This window comes from Cytobacillus spartinae (genome assembly GCF_042865285.1).
Classification (GTDB): Bacteria; Bacillota; Bacilli; order Bacillales; family Cytobacillaceae; genus Robertmurraya_A; species Robertmurraya_A spartinae.
The window spans coordinates 337,539-354,154 of record NZ_JBIACK010000003.1 but is presented as its reverse complement, the minus strand read 5'-3'; the positions used below and the strand labels follow the sequence as shown (position 1 = coordinate 354,154).

Sequence of the window (16,616 nt, the reverse complement as noted above, 5' to 3'; positions counted from 1 at the left end):
TTGTTTACATTACATATCATGTAATGAAAGGATTACAAATAAGGAGAGTGTATACATGGGGATTATTTATCCTACAACTACTTTTTCTGTTGTCATTGATAGGGGTGGTGTGGATCCGGATATTTCATTTGAGATATCATCGTATAGGATCAATTTTTCAAATACCACAACTGGAGGGGGTGGATTCGATGTAGAAGCAGGAGATCTTTTTGTTCAAAAAGAACTCGACATTGCTTCTATCCCTCTTTTTGAAGCGGTAACAGAGGGAATATTTTTTCAAACATTGACTCTTACTGTTACTCAAGATGCTATTACTTTATTAACAATTATTCTGGAGGATGTATCCGTAACAGGGTTCGATCAGACCGGTTCAGGTGATGGAGTTTCAGAAGAGGTAAGGTTTCATTATGAGGTTATCACAATGGAGACTGATGCGTTTGGTCTTAACCAAAGTGATACCTTTGACAGAAACGCATGATTAAATGTTTGTTATAAAGTAAACAAAAACAATCCTCATCTTTCCTAGAGATGGGGATTGTTTAGTTATTAATAATTAGCTATGTCTAAGAGAAATCCATTAGGTAGCCGTGTAAAGAGACCCTTGCAGAAGTAATTTTAGTGCCTGTCACTTGTCGAATTCGACAAGTGACAGGCACTTTTTTTATTTGAAAGGGGTTACTTCTGAGGACATGGTTATTAATGAGAAAACAAAAGAAATAGATATTACCCTTCCTCATGCAAAGTTCATCCAGGACCCATCACTGCAGATGGATAAAATACACGCCGTTGACAATGGCGGGCTTTTCCGTGCTGATATTAAAATGAATGAGGGGTTTGAGAAGGCCGCTGAGGCACAAGAGCAAATTCGTCAAGATGCCATCTCTGTTGGTTTACAAGAAACTGCAGAGAAGAATGCAGAAAAAGTGTTAAAGGAATTTTTTAAAAACATTGGTTATACGGTAAATGTCACGTTTAACTAATAGGACGGCCAGCCCATACTACTTGGGACTGGCCCTTGTATTTACTGGGGGAGCCATAGACGATTGCCCAAATATTTTGAATATATGGTTTAATATATATGTGTAATCAAATCTACTAATCATTGGAGTGATTTCATGTTGAAAAATCTATTTAAGAAGAAAACAGATCTTGACGAATTATCTTCATCTAATATTGATGAAGTCGACAAAATTGAAATTGAAGAAGAACTACTTGCTGATTTAAAAGATGAAGTAGAAAAACTAAATGCTGAAGATATAAACCAACACGAAGAGCATTTCTCAGAGGGAAAGTTTTGGACTAAGGTTCAAAAATTCTCTAAAAGGGCTGGAACTTCTGTAGTCTACGCCGTTCTATTACTTTATTACACACTTCAAAAGCCTGATGTACCATTAAAAGTTAAAGCAACCATTGTTGGGGCTTTAGGTTATTTTATTTTACCTCTAGATATTATACCTGACTTAGCGGTTGGTGTAGGATATGCTGATGACTTAAGTGTTGTAATATTCGCTTTAGTTCAAGTAGCTTTATACGTGGATGATGAAATTAAAATGCAAGCCAAAAATAAACTAAAAGATTTATTTGGTGAGAATGTAGATACAACTGAGATTGATAATAAATTTGGTAGATAATTTATAATTATGCTTCTAAGGTTTAGGAAACATACTTTATTTTCTTGGATATATAGTAAGAACTTTACCGTTTTATTGGAGTTTAGCTACATGGAGTTTTATTTTAGTGCCTGTCACTTGTCGAATACGACAAGTGCAGGCACCTTCTTTCTAGGAGCAGACAAAAAGAGAGTGAGATTTCCTTATGAAATCTCACTCTCTGACTCATTAGAAACATTGAAAAGAAACCACACTGTTAGGATTTATTACATTGTAAATCCAGCCAATTCCTCTCCATTGGAATCCTACGATTGTATTCCTACCTACAAAGGTTGGAAAGAACCAAAAGCTGTTTCCGTTTCTTAACCATATATAAGTATTACGGAACAAACAACCACTTAGCCCACCGGGTCCCTGTTGCCAAGCTGGGATAGGTGGAGAAAAACTAGGTGGCGGACCCATTGGAGTAGGACTTGGTTGTCCTCCTGCAGGTGGTGGTGCAATAAATCCCCCTGGTTGTTGTCTATTGAAGTAGTCAAGATACTCAACGGTATCATAATTATGATAATCGTTATAGTAATTCAAGGTGCATACCCCTTTTCCACATAATTTCATCAATACTATATGTGGAGTTACCTAGGCTGGTGACATTTAGTGTTTGCTCCTTACACAAATTAAGTTAATTCTTAAGAATAATAGATCCTTAGGATAGTGCTTATCAGAGCTCGGTTCTGATTTAGCCTGTTAGGAATTCTTCTTGTAAGCAGCTTATTTCTCCGGTTCGGACAAAGTAAATCAATAATTTTAGTGCCTGTCATTTGTCGAATTCGACAAGTGACAGGCACCTTTTTTCAATTAATAGTTAGACTTGTAACTTCTAAATGTATGTCCTCTCCACAAAATGGAAATAGCAATTATTAATCCAACAATAGAAAAGGACAGTATGACTAATTGAATATCAAATCCTCTAGAAACGAGTAAAGTTACACTTGCATAGGCAAGCGGATCAAACCCGTTCATGGCTAAAAAGACAATACTCATGACCCTCCCCATAACGCGGGGATCAGTATCTTCTTGTGCTGAAGTGAAAAATGGGATGGATACAAATGTCATGGTAAATCCAATTAAGAACGCTAACGCCGTTAGAATATACAAATTAGGAATTTGACTAAAAGCAATAGCTACTATTAATGTTGCAATTAATCCTACAATCGATGTTAATCCCCTACGGCGTATTTTAACCATACCGATTATTGCTGTACTTATTAGCATCCCAGCCCCTAAAGCAGCTTCAATGTAACTAAGATTAATGGGTGTCCCCCCATAAGCGTCCACTAAGATTGGGATTGCAATGGTTATCGCTCCGAAGGCAAAGAAGTTTAACGTTACTAATATTAGGATACCTGTAATTAAAAATTTACTTGCTTTTACATAAGAAAGTCCTTCTATGAGATCTTTAAGCGGTGTTTGTTTAATTTTATTGTCTACGGGACCTTCTTTTATAAATGGTGGGAACATAAATAAGGCAGATAAAAGAACTACTATAGCGGAGACTAAATAGCTAGTTGTTATGCCAGCGAATTCCATGACACTCCCAGTTATAATAGGTCCAATAATAAGACCAATCTGCCCCAATCCTTGAATAATTGCGTTTGCTTGCTGAATTTGGTGTGTTTCTACTATTTTTGGGATTAATGATGTCCCAGCTGGTCCAGAAAATGCATCTAATGTTCCAAAAATGGAGCCAAAAATGATTAAATACAGAAATGTTAATTGATTTGCATTGTGCAATAAGAATATGATAATTAGCAGAACTCCTTGGATTGAACTCGTACTGAACATTATTGTCGTCTTCTTGAATTTATCAGCAAGAACCCCTCCAAATGCCATCATGAGAATACGTGGCACAGTAATGGCAATAAGAATAATGCCCAATGAACTAGCAGAATTTAAATCAGAGATGACAAACCAAGTTGTTGTCATAAAAAACATACTAAACCCTATTAGCGCCAAAAAGCTACCGATAAACAGAAATATAAAAGTGCGATTCCGAAATAATGATTGTTGTTCCATAGATAACCATCCTCTCAAACTTATTATAGAACCAATCATAAATTGTGACGTAATGTCGTAAGCAAACATTTTCTACTATTAAATTCTTTTATTTATTTCAGAAAAAGATTAACAAGTGTATTGATTGTGACCTTACGTAACAGCTTATAATTCAGTATGGTGGTGTTAACATGGAAATGACAATTGGTCAGTTTGCAAAATTAGTAGGTTCAACGGTAAGAACACTAAGATACTACGATAAAATGGAGTTACTTACCCCAAACAAATTAAATAAAAATGGTCGAAAAGTATATACACGATTAGACTGGGAACTTTTTCAACAAATAATGATTTTAAAACATTTGGGCTTATCTTTAAATGAAATTAAAGAACAAATGACTAATCAGAAGTTCAATAATCGAGAGTTGTTGCAGGTGCAGAGGCAATTAATTGAAAAAAAGTTAGCGGAATTAAATGATAAGTTAGAAGTAATTACGAGAATGGAAAGGCTGTACCATATTGAAGGTGTTTCTGAAGAAGAGTTAAATGAATTTACTTTTATCATGCTCGATTTATTTAGGCGTGAAAAATCACAAATTCAAATATGGGAAGAACATTTTACAGATGACAAGGAGCTTTTGAAAGAAATAAAATTGCTTTATGATCCTGAATATCAGGAGAAAATGGATAAAGCAATATGGCATTTAATTCACGCGATTAGAAACGCTATTCATTATAATGATTCTACCAACAGAAAAAAAGTTCAAGAAATTCTAAACGAAATGAATGCCCTATTCCCTACAAGTAGAAACATTATAAATCTTGTAGAGGATGATCATTTTTTAGCAAAGTACAATCATGAGTTCACTAACTATTTTCCTGAAAACATAGCTAGCTATATTTATAAAGAATTGAAAACATATTATGATGAGAACGGTAATAATGAGTAGGATATGACGGGTGACTGTTTGTTCCACTAACTTGAGCTACTGTTGAGGTAGAAAGACGAAAAACAACAGATCCATTTACTGCACAGTACAAAGATACTATTCATAGAGAAAAGGGTATAACAGCGGGAGATATTTTGAATAAGATACCTTGTGTTATAAGATAAGCACCTATACACCATGTCATTCTGCAATTACTATCCAAGTTACTAAACTAATATTGAAATAGATAGAAAAGGGTACCCCAGTAAAATCTTACTGGGCTACCCCTTAATCTTTATCTAAAACACCTTCGTAGTCCAATCCTCACAATTCCAAATATCAGTCGCAATTTCTCGATAGAAATCAGGTTCGTGGGATACCATCAAGATACTTCCGCGATAGGCCTTTAAAGCACGCTTCAGTTCTTCTTTAGCGTCTACATCCAAGTGGTTGGTAGGCTCGTCTAGAATTAATAGATTCGTTTCTGTGTTTAAAATTTTACACAGACGAACTTTGGCCTTTTCGCCACCAGAAAGGACTTCGACTTTACTTTCAATATGTTTCGTCGTTAATCCGCATTTTGCTAGAGCAGCACGGACTTCAGCCTGATTCATGCTTGGGAATTCGCTCCAAATTTCTTCAATACAAGTGTTGTAGTTGGACTGTTTAACTTCCTGCTCGAAGTAGCCGATGTGTTGATACTCACCGCGTTCCACTTTACCCTCCAGCGGATCAATTAAGCCAAGAATACTTTTTAGAAGAGTAGATTTACCAATACCGTTTGCACCAACAAAAGCAATCTTTTGACCGCGTTCCATTTTCAAGTTCAAAGGGCGTGAAAGTGGTTCATTGTAACCAATCACAAGATCCTCAGCTGTGAAAATCCAGCGACTTGCTGCACGAGCTTCTTTGAAATGAAACTCTGGTTTCGGTCTCTCTTTCCCTAATTCGATTACTTCCATTTTGTCGAGCTTCTTTTGACGAGACATCGCCATATTACGAGTCGCAACACTTGCCTTGTTACGAGCAACGAAATCTTTCAAATCAGCGATTTCTTGTTGTTGACGTTTGTAAGCAGACTCTAGCTGTTGCTTCTTCATTTCATGAATTTTTAAGAAGTTATCATAGTCACCAACATAGCGATTTAACTCTTGATTTTCCATGTGATAGATCAAGTTAACAACATTGTTCAAGAATGGAATATCATGTGAAATCAAGATAAATGCATTCTCATATTCCTGCAGGTAGCGCTTCAACCATTCGATATGCTGTTCATCCAAATAGTTCGTAGGCTCGTCTAGTAATAGAATTTCAGGCTTTTCTAGCAAAAGCTTAGCCAGTAAAACTTTCGTACGTTGTCCACCGCTTAGATCATCTACATCTCGATCGAGTCCAACATCGTCTAATCCTAGACCACGAGCAACTTCCTCAACTTTTGAATTAATTTGATAGAAATCATTACTATCTAACGTTTCTTGTAGCTCTCCAACTTCAGCAAGCAGTGCATCGATATCAGCACCTTCATCACCCATTTTTGCATAAAGGTCATTGATCTCTGCTTCAGCATCAAATAAATATTGAAATGCAGTACTCAAAGCTTCACGCATTGTAGTACCTTTTTGAAGTACAGCATGCTGATCCAAATAACCAACACGAACCTTTCGTGACCACTCCACTTTCCCCTCGTCGGGTTGCAACTTTCCAGTAACAATATTCATGAAAGTAGACTTACCCTCACCATTTGCCCCAACAAGTCCAACGTGCTCTCCTTTTAAAAGGCGAAAAGAAACATTATTAAAAATTGCACGATCACCGAAACCGTGGCTTAAATTTTGTACGTTTAATACGCTCATTTTATTTACCCCTTATCTAAATGTCACATGTGGATATCATACTAAATCTAGACTGGATTTTCTATCTTAAAGTTATTATTTGTGCATAGATATGAGGTTTTTTATGTGGGAATAATGTATAAAAAATGAAAGAATGAGGGACAAGGGGAGGGACAAGGGGACAGGTACGGCGTCCCAGCAAAAATTGAGGGACAGTGGACCTGTCCCTCTGTCCCTACCATAGAACAGGTTTAACAACCATGAACCAAAGCATAGACACTAATAAAATAATATAAATCCAGACTGTGCGTTTTAGTTTAGAAACGAGTTCTGCCCTGCTATGACATTCTTCATGAAATCTCCGAAGTGTCGGGGAAAAGGCACGAGCTAAAAAGAAGAGTGAACAAAACATAATAAAAATGGTCATGATAATCCAAGGTGTTTTCCATGTCCATGGTCCGAAAATGACTAGTAGAATCCCTGATCCTACTAGTACATGACCGGCATGCTTTGCTAGACGAACAGCAAATCGGAATGTATCCAAATGCGCGTTAAGTTCGACTTCTTTTGCATGCATAAGCTTTCTTGTTATCGGAAGTAGACTGAAGAAAGGTCCGATTGAAATAATCGCGCTTAAAACATGGGTAAAGATTAAAACCTTATATAAAAAATGCATACTTACTCAATAACAGGGCTAAATTCATGAACCCAAACTTTCATATGGGGAAGCCAAGGCATCCCAGGATGGTAGGATAGAATGGCTTGTTTATACTCTTCAACGGTTTCAAAACCTTCATGTTGAGCATGCTCGTCTGTTAGTTCACCTAATGTTTGAGCGTAAACACGGTTAACGATAAACTTTTTATCTTCTAAAACCATAATTTCTCCTACATCTGCGTATCTTCCGTTCCTGCGTGTAGCTATTTTCTTGCCTTCAATCACTTTATTAACATCTTCCGGCATTGTCACCAATCTCTCAATTGAACATGTTTTTGGTGGTAAAGTATGGTTTAAATCTTGGTTGGACATAAAAAAACTCCCTTCAACTTTGCTTCCTTACTAATGTATCATACTTTTTCATAAAGACGAATTGCTTATGAACTTGGTTCAGGTAAAACAGGGGACGGTTCTGGTGTTTCAATAGAAATATCAGGCAGTCACTACGTTTTTAACACCTCGAAATTACTCAAATGAAGTAATTCCTATTCGATGCAAACCTCTCAATCAATTCTTCTTAATTGTAGTAATTGAAAATAAGAAACAAATATTCCTGATGGATCAAAATGTAATCTCTATACCCAATCTCTCCTTATTTACTGTTAATCCCTAAAGTTTTCCCCATATAACTACCACGTTCAAATCCTTCTACCAGCCTTTTTTTAAATATTCCAAATACGAGGACAAACGCTGCATATATTAAACACAACCATCATAAAATCAAAATAAAACAACAAAAAATCAAAAAAATCCTCAGTTTCATGTTGTTTTTTGTGTATATAGGTTATGCCCAAGGTGGAATAGAGATGAGAGAGTTGGGCTTTAAAGGGACTAATTTTATTCATGCAAACTCTTCCGCTTTTGAAAAGAATGTTCAAACAGATCGTAGGTGATGTTAAATGTCTATCTCTTTTGAGGAAAGAAAAAAAGTCATTTTTAATATGCTGAATAGGCAAGACCGAGTGAGGATTGCTGAGTTAGTTGATGTTCTTGGTGTTTCTGGGGAGACCATTCGCCGGGACCTTGACAGGATGGAAAAAGAGAATCTACTCAAAAAGGTTCATGGCGGCGCGGTGATGGAAAAGGGACATTCGTTGGAACCTCCATTTGATAAGAAGTCGATGGTGAATGCGGAGGGAAAACGAAATATATGTAGAGCTGCTGCTGAACTGGTTGAGGATGGAGATATCATCATGATCGGTCATGGGACCACTCCTTCACATATGGTTTCCTATTTAAAAGGTAAAAAGAATATAACAATCGTAACACCGTCAATTCCTATTTTAATGATGTGTCTGGATGGATTTGAGGGAAGGGTGATCTTTACAGGGGGAGAACTGGGGAAAGATCAAAAGTTAACAGCGGGTCCAATAGCCGAAAAGATGATTGATGAGTTAAAGGCAAATAAAGCGTTCATTGCCCCTGGTGGTATTTCTACTGAAAGTGGCATTACGGATTATGATATTTTCGGTGCAAACTTATCACGAAAACTGATGGAACGAGCTGATGAAGTGATTGTACTCGCTGATTATTCAAAACTTGGTAAAACAACATTTGCACATATCTCATCCCTTTCAGAAATGGATCGTCTTATTACGGATAAACCATTATCACCTGATTGGCTCATACAATTAGATTCGCTTGAAATAAATATAGTCGTTGGTTGAGTAATTAGTAAAATCCAATGAAGTAAAAAGGAGTTAGGAAAATGCTGAAAGTGAAGATGTCCAAATCAGAAGTGTTAGAAAATTCGATTAAGTCATGGAATCCTGGTAAGACTCGTCAATGGCAAGAGGATGGAATTGATTTTGTTATGGGAGAGCGTCGAGGCTATTATGTGTTCGATATGCATGGCAAGGAGCTCATGAACCTTCATCTAAACGGGGGAACGTTTAATTTGGGGCACCGAAATCCGGAGATTATTGAGACCCTTAAAGATGCAATGGATGAATTTGATATTGGTAACCACCATTTCCCTTCAATCGGACGTGCGATGCTAGCAGAATCGCTTGACCGGTCTACTCCCAAAAGTGTTCGCTATTCGATCTTTGCGGCTGGAGGTAGTGAAGCGATTGATGCAGCGATAAAATGTGCTCGTTATGCTACAAAACGGAAAAAAGTTGTGTCTATACAAAACGGCTATCACGGTCATAGTGGATTGGCGGTTTCGTTAGGACATGTAAGATATTCTGGACCATTTTTAAGTCAAGGAGAGCCCGGTTTATTTATACAAGTTCCCTTCAACGATTTAGATTCTATGGAAAAAGCACTTTCTTATGAAGATGTTGCTTGTGTTGTAATTGAAACAGTTCCGGCTACATATGGCTTTCCAATGCCAGAAGAGGGCTATTTAATGGGTGTGAAGCAATTATGTGAAAAATATGGCTCTCTTTATGTAGCAGACGAGGTTCAGACGGGTTTGATGAGAAGTGGAAAGCTATGGGGTATTGAGCATTATGACGTGGAGCCAGATATTCTCGTTACAGCTAAAGGACTTAGTGGTGGTATCTATCCAATTGCTGCAACCGTAGTGAGTGAAAAAGCAGGAGGCTGGATGAATGAGGATGGCCTTGCGCATATCTCTACATTTGGTGGAGCAGAACTCGGTTGTATAGTCGCAACTAAAGTGTTAGAAATCTCTCAACGTCCAGAGGTAGTCAAAAATGTTGAATATGTATCCCGTTATTTGAGAACAGGTTTAGAGCAAATAAAACAGCGATATCCTGATTATTTTGTAGGCATTCGTCAGTTAGGGGTCATTATGGGGCTGGAATTTAGAGAAAAGGATGCAGCAAAAGATGTCATGCGTCATCTATACAATAATGGTGTTTGGGCGATTTATTCCATGCTCGACACGAAGGTGCTGCAATTCAAGCCAGGTCTATTGTTAGATAAGGCATATTGTGATGAATTGTTAGAACGCTGTGAGAAAAGCATTAAGGAAGCTTCACAGCAACCAGCGTTTATCAATTAATACGTTTTGGAAAGGGGGAGATAAATAATAAACCTATGGTGATGAATTTACTAGAGTTCCAACTCAGTTATTCTAAAAAAATGTTTAAGAATAACATTCATACCAGTACTTTTTCCAACCATTCTTTGCCGTGTTTGTTTGTTTGAAACTTTATATTTTGGATAAGGGGGAACAGAAATGGGGGACTCGAAGAACTTAGAACTAAAGAAGACATTAACACCCTTTCATCTGTGGGTAATAGGTGTAGGGATCGTTATCTCTGGTAACTTCTTTGGCTGGAACTTTGGATTAGCTGAGTCTGGTTATGTTGGAATGTTAATAGCAACAGCGATTATGGGGATTATGTACTGGTTCATGTGTCTAGGAATCTCTGAACTATCAACAGCTTTACCACATGCCGGTGGTCCATATTCCTTCGCGAGGAGAGCGATGGGACCATTAGCGGGTTATTTAACGGGAATAGGGGTTATTCTTGAGTATTTTATTGCTGCTCCCGTTATTGCAATTGGTATAGGGGCTTATATTAGTTTTTTATTTCCAACGGTTAGCACGATTGCTGCAGCGGCATTCATGTATATTTTCTTCATGGTTGTTCACATTATCGGAATTAAGGAATACGCAAGGCTAGAGGCTATTTTAGTATTCATTGCATTAGGATTACTCGTTCTTATGTATTTTGTGGGGTTACCGCAGATTCGAGTTGAAAATTTATTTGGTTCAGGTGATGAAGCGTTAATTCCAAGTGGCTTTAAAGGTGTCTGGGCAGCTCTTCCATATGCTATGTGGCTCTTCTTGGCCATTGAAATGCTTCCAATGCTTTCTGAAGAAACGCGAGATCCAAAGAAGGATATGCCAAAAGGAATCATTTCTGGGATTGTGACGTTAATGATTCTTTCCGTTTTAACGACGACAGTCGCCATTGGTTTAGGTGGAATTGAACTGATGAGCACTGCCGATGACCCACTACCGGCAGCGATTGGGGCTGCGTTCGGTAATACGTATTGGCTGGCTCAAGTTCTTGCTTCAATCGGGCTAGTAGGATTAATCGCAAGTTTTTCAGGGGTTATTCTAGCTTACTCACGTCAAATCTTTGCGTTATCAAGAGCAGGTTATTTACCTGGGGTCCTATCAAAGCTACATGAAACAAGAAGAACTCCTTACCTAGCCATTATTTTACCAGGGATCTTAGGGTTAATTTTAGTAGTGTTATTTAATCCAAATGACCTTATTTTAATTTCAACCTTTGGTGCTCTTGTCTCCTATATTTCTATGAATCTTTCAGTATTGATTCTTAGAAAGAAAGAACCAAATCTGCCTCGTGCTTATAAAACACCTTTATATCCGTTTACACCAATTGTTTCATTAGTTCTAGCAGTCATCTCGATCTTTGCGAGTGTATTTGCAAATCTTACATTCTTCTTTGTTAGTATTGGCGTGTTTGTCGTTGCGATTATCTATTATTACGCTTGGGCACGTCACCGAATTAACAAAGATGCACCGGAAGAACGAATGGACGCTTTCGAACATTAAACATGATAAGAAAGGAGAGCCAGTTCACGTTAACTTGGCTTTCCTAATCTTTTTGAAATAAGGAGTAGGGAAATGGATAAAAAGTTAGTTGAAGAGATTACAAGGCTTGTCCTTGAAAGAATTAATGATTACGAGAAGCAACCCCAATACACCCTACCTCTGAACGAGAGTGAATTAAGTGATTGGAATCATCTTCATAGTCATAAACGTGAAGGAAGTACATCTAGTCAATATTCAACCCCTCTTTCAGAAGAGGAATTAAAGGATTGGGGCCGCATTAGTAGTTTTAGCAAGGAGTTAGTGGATAAGAGGGAAACTAGTGGACAAACAAATAAGGTAAGATTTTCAAAGGTTGTCGGCTAACCATATAAATTAATGAAATTAGTAGGAGGAAGATTATAATGTCAGGTTTAAACGGTGCGCTTGGAATGATTGAAACAAAAGGACTTGTAGGTTCTATTGAAGCTGCGGACGCGATGGTAAAAGCAGCGAATGTAAATATTGTCGGTAAGGTGCATGTAGGGGGAGGAATTGTTACAGTCCTTGTTACGGGAGATGTAGGAGCGGTAAAGGCTGCAACAGAAGCTGGAAGCGCTGCTGCTCAACGAGTAGGGGAGCTATTATCTGTACACGTAATCCCTCGGCCACATAATGAGCTGATTGGGATTTTGCCAAAGGTAGGCGAGTAAATAAATAGGCTTCGAGGTGATACTAAATGAAAGAATTTGATATGAATCATTTAGTTGATGAAATTGTAAAAGAAATCACGAATTCGAGAAACACATACGCAGCTACGACCACAACCACGCTTACTGACAATAGAGTTCCAATCGGTGTATCAGCTCGGCACTGTCACTTAACTAAATGCGATTTTATTAAGCTTTTTGGCGATACAGGTTCCCTTACAAAAAAAGGGGACCTCTTGCAACCAGGTCAGTTTGCAGCGAATGAAGCTGTGACCATCGCTGGACCAAAAGGGTCAATTGAAAGAGTAAGGGTGCTCGGGCCATTCAGGAAACATACACAGGTTGAAGTTAGCATGACAGATTCTATTAAGTTAGGTTTAAAACCTCCCATTAGAGAGTCAGGGAACATCGAATTCTCATCACCTGTCACTATCATAGGTCCTAAAGGGAGCATCTATAAAGAGAAGGGTCTAATCATTGCACAAGCACATGTTCATATGTCTGTGAATGATGCTAAAAGGCTTCATGTACAAGACGGCGATTTTGTTCGCGTGAAAACGTTAAATGAACAAAGACCAATTTCATTTGAAAAGGTCAAGATACGCGTATCTCCTAACTATGTCCTCGAGATGCATATTGATACGGATGAAGCGAATGCCGCCCATATTCAATCTGGTGATTTCGGGGAGATCATTTTAGGTGAAAAGAGATGATGGATTCTAAAATGATTGAAACCATTGTAAAAGAAGTCATCAGTCAGCTTGAAGGAATTGGTCATTCTGTCAAGCCAAAGCTTCTTGTTGTTTCAAAAGAGGAGGGTATGGAGGGAGAGATTAACGTACTCTTAAAAGATTGGGAGATTGTTAGAGTTCATAATCAATCAAAAATATCCTTCAATGATATACAACAAGCTTTATTCCTTAATGTTCATCAAGATGCTCTTGCGCGGATGGCAGCTGGTTTTACGGATACGCATGAAAGTAAGCTATTTGCAGACTTAATCTATCACGAAATGCCGATCACAATGACACTTGAGGCTTCCTTACAGAAACTTTTAGATGTTAACGGAAAGACACATCGGTACCCTAACTATATTAAAAAGATAGTTACTTTTAAGGAAACAGTCGAGGGATTTGGGGTTAATTTCCAAAGTGTTAATACATTGAAAGCATTTAAAATGCAGGATTCACAGATACTTAAAAAACTTATCACTCAAGAGGATATAGAAAACCTTGTAGGAAAGCGGTTAACCGTTAAACCTAGAACAATTATCACGCCACTTGCAAAGGATAAAGCTAGGGAACTTGGAATTGAAATTTATTTTACTTAACAGCCTTTAATGTCAGGGAGGCCTGGAGAATGGTTATTGGTTCTGTTATAGGAAGTATTTGGGCCACTAGAAAAGAAGAAGGGTTAACAGGGTTGAAACTATTAAAGGTACAGATAGACGTTCCAGAGGAACCTTCAATCCTAGTAGCAGTAGACCGAATTGGTGCTGGAGTGGGTGATAAGGTGATTGTGACTAGGGGAACTCCAGCATCATCATTTTTGGATACACCTGTTCCAATTGATGCACTTATTATTGGAATCATTGACCCAGAAGATCAGAAAGGATGAGATTCGTGGGAAGAGCTGTTGGAATGATTGAAACGATAGGAATTGCCACAAACATCGAAGCAACCGATCTCATGCTAAAAACAGCTGATGTTGTTGTATATCGGCAAAACAAAACAGATCCAGCCTTAGTCACAACTTATATTGTGGGTGATGTCAGTGCGGTCAAGATAGCTATTGAGGCGGGAAAACAGGTGGCTGAACGAACTGGTGCCCTTGTTGCGTATTCTGTCATTCCAGCAGTAGATATTAAAACAGATGAATGCTTAATAAAGTAAGCTTTTTCAGAAGGCAGGTGACGAATATTGGCAGAAGAAAAGAAACGATTTATACAGGAATTTGTTCCTGGCAAGCAAGTTACACTCAGTCACTTAATTGCTAATCCTGATCCTGATCTCTATGACAAGCTTGGTTTAGAGCAAGCAGGTGCATTAGGTATCTTAACACTTACTCCGAGCGAAACCGTAATCATTGCTGGTGATTACGCTACAAAAGCAGCCAACGTTAAGATTGGCTTCCTCGATCGGTTTACAGGAAGTCTTGTCTTAGTAGGGAGTGTGTCAGAAGTGGAGACAGCGCTTATAGCAGTGAATAGTTTTCTTGAGCATACATTAAGCTATACGCCATCTTTTATTACAAAATCTTAGGTCGGGTGGTGTCCATATAATGAAAAACAGGGCCATGCTAATAGGGGCAATAGGGACTGGGAAAACAACGTTAACGTTGGCTTTGTTAGGAAAAAACGTTAAGCCGTACAAGACCCAGAGCCTTATCTATTATGACTGGATTGTTGACACCCCTGGTGAATATACAGAAAACCCTTTGTATTACAAAAGTATAATGACAACAGCACTTGAAGTGACGCATGTGCTATTCATTCAAGATGCAACAAAAAGAAACTCTATTTTCCCACCCGGATTTAGCACGGGAATAAACAAACACATCATTGGTGTTGTAACGAAATGTGACCATGAAAATGCTGATGTAGACCGAGCTGTTGGCTATTTAAAAAAGGTCATAAATAAGGGGCCCATTGTTCTCACTTCGGCTGTGGAAAACCAGGGTATTCAGGATCTACAAAAGCTAATAACATGCTCTAGTATGAAAGAAATACGAGACCTCGCAAGTACACTTGAAAATGCCTTAATTGTATAAAGCAGAGGCTTTAAAACCATTATTAAACCCGACTATTTGTCGTTCACATACATGTATCCCGAAGTTGGGAGGATATCAAAATGAGCTTACTCTCTAAAGATGAACACATCATAAGTGTAGGAATTGATATCGGAACGAGTACAACCAAAATGGTGATTAGTCGTTTTTTGTTAAAGAATACGGCAAGTTTATCACGAGTTCCAACGATTCAAATTGTAAATAAAGAAATAGTTTATCAAAGTCATATTGTTAGAACTCCGCTAGTATCTAGAACCGAAATTAATATGAATGCTATTGAAAAATGGATACTCGCGCAGTATCAAGCAGCTGGCATTTCCCCTGATGATGTTCAAACAGGTGCAACCATTATTACAGGTGAGGCTGCTACAAAAGCAAATGCACAGGAAGTCATTAATCATCTTTCCATCCGTGGTGGTGATTTCTTAGTAGCAACAGCCGGTCCAGATCTAGAGGGAATTATCGCGGCAAAAGGATCTGGCCTTTATGACGCCTCAAGAAAGTCAGATAAAGTTTTTGCGAATATTGATATTGGTGGAGGTACTGCCAACATTGCGGTCTATCAATATGGCAAACTACTTGGAACATGCACACTACATATTGGTGGAAAGCTAATTGAATTTGACATGAAAAAAGCAAACTATGTTTCCAATCAAATTAAACCTTCCTTTGATTTGATTGGTGTTCACATATATGAAGGACAGGAAGTGTCCCGTGATTCAGTAAAAAGATTTACAGATTACTTGGCTTCGGTTCTAGCTCGTGCGTTAGCCAATCAACTAGAAGACAGTGATCAACCTTTTTTACTTGGTCATCTTCCGAACTGGAATAAAAAGATAGACGTCATTTCATTTTCGGGAGGTGTAAGTGAATGTATGTATCGCTATGAGAAACATACGGAAGCTACTGCCTTTTATGATGATATTGGTGTGATTCTAGCTGAATCTATTTTGGAGAGCCATGAGTTAGCTCTATATGAGTGGAGAAAACCAGATGTAACTGTAAGAGCAACGGTTATTGGTGCTGGGACTCAAACGACTGATATTAGTGGGGCAACGATACAAGTAGAATCAGCATTACTTCCTATTAAAAATATACCCGTCCATCGAATAGAGTGTAATGGAAATTTCAATATATTACCTAGGATTAAGGATGCCTTTAAAGAAGGGGTCCGTTTATATGACCCACTTTATGAAGGGCAAAATTTTTCCATCTATTTGGCTGATATCCCTATTCTTCGTTTTCGTGAAATTCACCAACTCGTAGATGCTCTTGTGGAGGGGAATCGGTTCAAGAAGAATCCTTCTGACCCATTGATTGTAGTTCTAGAAAGAGACTTAGCCAGAGCTTTAGGACAATCTTTACAGGTGAAATATCCTAATCAACCATGTATCTTTGTTGATCAAATCAGAGTAGAGCATGGAGATTATTTGGATATCGGAAAACAATTACAATCTGGTGTTGTACCAGTGGTGATTAAAACTTTAGCATTCTAGGAA

General features: G+C 38.0%; 21 protein-coding genes. 16 read left to right on the top strand and 5 right to left on the bottom strand.

Going from position 1 to position 16,616, the window contains the following annotated elements:
- Positions 1-55 precede the first annotated feature (55 nt).
- The 3 genes from ACFYKX_RS09695 (at position 56) to ACFYKX_RS09685 (ending at position 1,631) form a co-directional block, all read left to right on the top strand.
- Complete coding sequence (locus tag ACFYKX_RS09695; protein WP_389360492.1) at positions 56-478, top strand: type VI secretion system tube protein Hcp; 423 nt, start codon at positions 56-58, stop codon at positions 476-478.
- Between the two features lie 151 nt (positions 479-629).
- Positions 630-980, top strand: a complete 351-nt coding sequence (locus ACFYKX_RS09690) for a DUF4230 domain-containing protein (protein WP_389360490.1) — start codon at positions 630-632, stop codon at positions 978-980.
- A gap of 135 nt (positions 981-1,115) precedes the next feature.
- A complete protein-coding gene (locus tag ACFYKX_RS09685; protein WP_389360488.1) occupies positions 1,116-1,631 on the top strand; it encodes a YkvA family protein in 516 nt (171 codons plus the stop codon).
- 207 nt (positions 1,632-1,838) lie between these two features.
- Here ACFYKX_RS09685 and ACFYKX_RS09680 read toward each other — a convergent pair whose 3' ends face one another.
- Entirely contained in the window at positions 1,839-2,195 is a 357-nt protein-coding gene (locus ACFYKX_RS09680) for a transporter (RefSeq protein WP_389360486.1), read from the bottom strand.
- Between the two features lie 270 nt (positions 2,196-2,465).
- Positions 2,466-3,683, bottom strand: a complete 1,218-nt coding sequence (locus ACFYKX_RS09675) for an MFS transporter (RefSeq protein ID WP_389360485.1) — start codon at positions 3,681-3,683, stop codon at positions 2,466-2,468.
- 170 nt (positions 3,684-3,853) lie between these two features.
- On the opposite strand from ACFYKX_RS09675, the gene ACFYKX_RS09670 reads away from it, so the two are divergent.
- Positions 3,854-4,612: a MerR family transcriptional regulator gene (locus ACFYKX_RS09670; RefSeq protein ID WP_389360483.1), complete on the top strand. Its 759-nt coding sequence runs from the start codon at positions 3,854-3,856 to the stop codon at positions 4,610-4,612.
- Between the two features lie 278 nt (positions 4,613-4,890).
- On the opposite strand, the gene ACFYKX_RS09665 is transcribed toward ACFYKX_RS09670, so the two are convergent.
- The 3 genes from ACFYKX_RS09665 to ACFYKX_RS09655 all read right to left on the bottom strand — a co-directional run bounded on the left by ACFYKX_RS09665 (position 4,891) and on the right by ACFYKX_RS09655 (position 7,452).
- Complete coding sequence (locus ACFYKX_RS09665; RefSeq protein ID WP_389360481.1) at positions 4,891-6,444, bottom strand: ABC-F family ATP-binding cassette domain-containing protein; 1,554 nt, start codon at positions 6,442-6,444, stop codon at positions 4,891-4,893.
- A gap of 214 nt (positions 6,445-6,658) precedes the next feature.
- On the bottom strand, positions 6,659-7,099 hold the full coding sequence (locus tag ACFYKX_RS09660) for a hypothetical protein (protein WP_389360479.1): 441 nt from the start codon (positions 7,097-7,099) through the stop codon (positions 6,659-6,661).
- Positions 7,100-7,101: 2 nt separating this feature from the next.
- Positions 7,102-7,452 carry an ASCH domain-containing protein gene (locus ACFYKX_RS09655; RefSeq protein WP_389360477.1) on the bottom strand — a complete coding sequence of 117 codons (351 nt, stop codon included), beginning with the start codon at positions 7,450-7,452 and terminating at the stop codon, positions 7,102-7,104.
- Positions 7,453-8,039: 587 nt separating this feature from the next.
- On the opposite strand from ACFYKX_RS09655, the gene ACFYKX_RS09650 reads away from it, so the two are divergent.
- From ACFYKX_RS09650 to ACFYKX_RS09595, 12 genes are all read left to right on the top strand, one after another.
- Positions 8,040-8,807, top strand: coding sequence for a DeoR/GlpR family DNA-binding transcription regulator (locus tag ACFYKX_RS09650; protein ID WP_389360475.1), 768 nt, complete (start codon positions 8,040-8,042; stop codon positions 8,805-8,807).
- A gap of 41 nt (positions 8,808-8,848) precedes the next feature.
- Entirely contained in the window at positions 8,849-10,114 is a 1,266-nt protein-coding gene (locus ACFYKX_RS09645) for a class-III pyridoxal-phosphate-dependent aminotransferase (RefSeq protein ID WP_389360474.1), read from the top strand.
- 177 nt (positions 10,115-10,291) lie between these two features.
- Positions 10,292-11,644, top strand: coding sequence for an ethanolamine permease (gene eat, locus ACFYKX_RS09640; protein WP_389360472.1), 1,353 nt, complete (start codon positions 10,292-10,294; stop codon positions 11,642-11,644).
- A 72-nt stretch (positions 11,645-11,716) separates the two neighbouring features.
- Positions 11,717-12,007, top strand: a complete 291-nt coding sequence (locus ACFYKX_RS09635; protein WP_389360470.1) for a hypothetical protein — start codon at positions 11,717-11,719, stop codon at positions 12,005-12,007.
- Positions 12,008-12,045: 38 nt separating this feature from the next.
- Complete coding sequence (locus tag ACFYKX_RS09630) at positions 12,046-12,333, top strand: BMC domain-containing protein (RefSeq protein ID WP_389360468.1); 288 nt, start codon at positions 12,046-12,048, stop codon at positions 12,331-12,333.
- A 26-nt stretch (positions 12,334-12,359) separates the two neighbouring features.
- Positions 12,360-13,043: a phosphate propanoyltransferase gene (gene pduL, locus ACFYKX_RS09625; protein ID WP_389360466.1), complete on the top strand. Its 684-nt coding sequence runs from the start codon at positions 12,360-12,362 to the stop codon at positions 13,041-13,043.
- Entirely contained in the window at positions 13,040-13,660 is a 621-nt protein-coding gene (locus ACFYKX_RS09620) for a hypothetical protein (RefSeq protein ID WP_389360464.1), read from the top strand. Before pduL ends, ACFYKX_RS09620 begins: the two co-directional genes overlap by 4 nt.
- A gap of 29 nt (positions 13,661-13,689) precedes the next feature.
- A complete protein-coding gene (locus tag ACFYKX_RS09615; protein WP_389360462.1) occupies positions 13,690-13,947 on the top strand; it encodes a EutN/CcmL family microcompartment protein in 258 nt (85 codons plus the stop codon).
- A gap of 5 nt (positions 13,948-13,952) precedes the next feature.
- Positions 13,953-14,222 (top strand): BMC domain-containing protein, encoded by a 270-nt coding sequence (locus ACFYKX_RS09610; RefSeq protein WP_389360460.1) that lies wholly within the window; start codon positions 13,953-13,955, stop codon positions 14,220-14,222.
- Positions 14,223-14,249: 27 nt separating this feature from the next.
- Entirely contained in the window at positions 14,250-14,591 is a 342-nt protein-coding gene (gene eutS, locus ACFYKX_RS09605; RefSeq protein ID WP_389360458.1) for an ethanolamine utilization microcompartment protein EutS, read from the top strand.
- Positions 14,592-14,610: 19 nt separating this feature from the next.
- Positions 14,611-15,099 carry a EutP/PduV family microcompartment system protein gene (locus ACFYKX_RS09600; RefSeq protein ID WP_389360457.1) on the top strand — a complete coding sequence of 163 codons (489 nt, stop codon included), beginning with the start codon at positions 14,611-14,613 and terminating at the stop codon, positions 15,097-15,099.
- Between the two features lie 80 nt (positions 15,100-15,179).
- On the top strand, positions 15,180-16,613 hold the full coding sequence (locus ACFYKX_RS09595) for an ethanolamine ammonia-lyase reactivating factor EutA (RefSeq protein WP_389360455.1): 1,434 nt from the start codon (positions 15,180-15,182) through the stop codon (positions 16,611-16,613).
- Positions 16,614-16,616: the final 3 nt, after the last annotated feature.

What these genes read in the sequence shown, in the direction of transcription:
- ACFYKX_RS09665 (WP_389360481.1), bottom strand. Translation starts at nt 6,444, where the DNA reads ATGAGCGTATTAAACGTACAAAATTTAAGCCACGGTTTCGGTGATCGT.
- ACFYKX_RS09650 (WP_389360475.1), top strand. Translation starts at nt 8,040, where the DNA reads ATGTCTATCTCTTTTGAGGAAAGAAAAAAAGTCATTTTTAATATGCTG.
- pduL (WP_389360466.1), top strand. Translation starts at nt 12,360, where the DNA reads ATGAAAGAATTTGATATGAATCATTTAGTTGATGAAATTGTAAAAGAA.
- ACFYKX_RS09600 (WP_389360457.1), top strand. Translation starts at nt 14,611, where the DNA reads ATGAAAAACAGGGCCATGCTAATAGGGGCAATAGGGACTGGGAAAACA.
- ACFYKX_RS09620 (WP_389360464.1), top strand. Translation starts at nt 13,040, where the DNA reads ATGATGGATTCTAAAATGATTGAAACCATTGTAAAAGAAGTCATCAGT.
- ACFYKX_RS09630 (WP_389360468.1), top strand. Translation starts at nt 12,046, where the DNA reads ATGTCAGGTTTAAACGGTGCGCTTGGAATGATTGAAACAAAAGGACTT.
- ACFYKX_RS09615 (WP_389360462.1), top strand. Translation starts at nt 13,690, where the DNA reads ATGGTTATTGGTTCTGTTATAGGAAGTATTTGGGCCACTAGAAAAGAA.
- ACFYKX_RS09670 (WP_389360483.1), top strand. Translation starts at nt 3,854, where the DNA reads ATGGAAATGACAATTGGTCAGTTTGCAAAATTAGTAGGTTCAACGGTA.
- ACFYKX_RS09595 (WP_389360455.1), top strand. Translation starts at nt 15,180, where the DNA reads ATGAGCTTACTCTCTAAAGATGAACACATCATAAGTGTAGGAATTGAT.
- ACFYKX_RS09645 (WP_389360474.1), top strand. Translation starts at nt 8,849, where the DNA reads ATGCTGAAAGTGAAGATGTCCAAATCAGAAGTGTTAGAAAATTCGATT.
- ACFYKX_RS09675 (WP_389360485.1), bottom strand. Translation starts at nt 3,683, where the DNA reads ATGGAACAACAATCATTATTTCGGAATCGCACTTTTATATTTCTGTTT.
- ACFYKX_RS09685 (WP_389360488.1), top strand. Translation starts at nt 1,116, where the DNA reads ATGTTGAAAAATCTATTTAAGAAGAAAACAGATCTTGACGAATTATCT.
- eat (WP_389360472.1), top strand. Translation starts at nt 10,292, where the DNA reads ATGGGGGACTCGAAGAACTTAGAACTAAAGAAGACATTAACACCCTTT.
- ACFYKX_RS09660 (WP_389360479.1), bottom strand. Translation starts at nt 7,099, where the DNA reads ATGCATTTTTTATATAAGGTTTTAATCTTTACCCATGTTTTAAGCGCG.
- ACFYKX_RS09635 (WP_389360470.1), top strand. Translation starts at nt 11,717, where the DNA reads ATGGATAAAAAGTTAGTTGAAGAGATTACAAGGCTTGTCCTTGAAAGA.
- ACFYKX_RS09695 (WP_389360492.1), top strand. Translation starts at nt 56, where the DNA reads ATGGGGATTATTTATCCTACAACTACTTTTTCTGTTGTCATTGATAGG.
- ACFYKX_RS09655 (WP_389360477.1), bottom strand. Translation starts at nt 7,452, where the DNA reads ATGTCCAACCAAGATTTAAACCATACTTTACCACCAAAAACATGTTCA.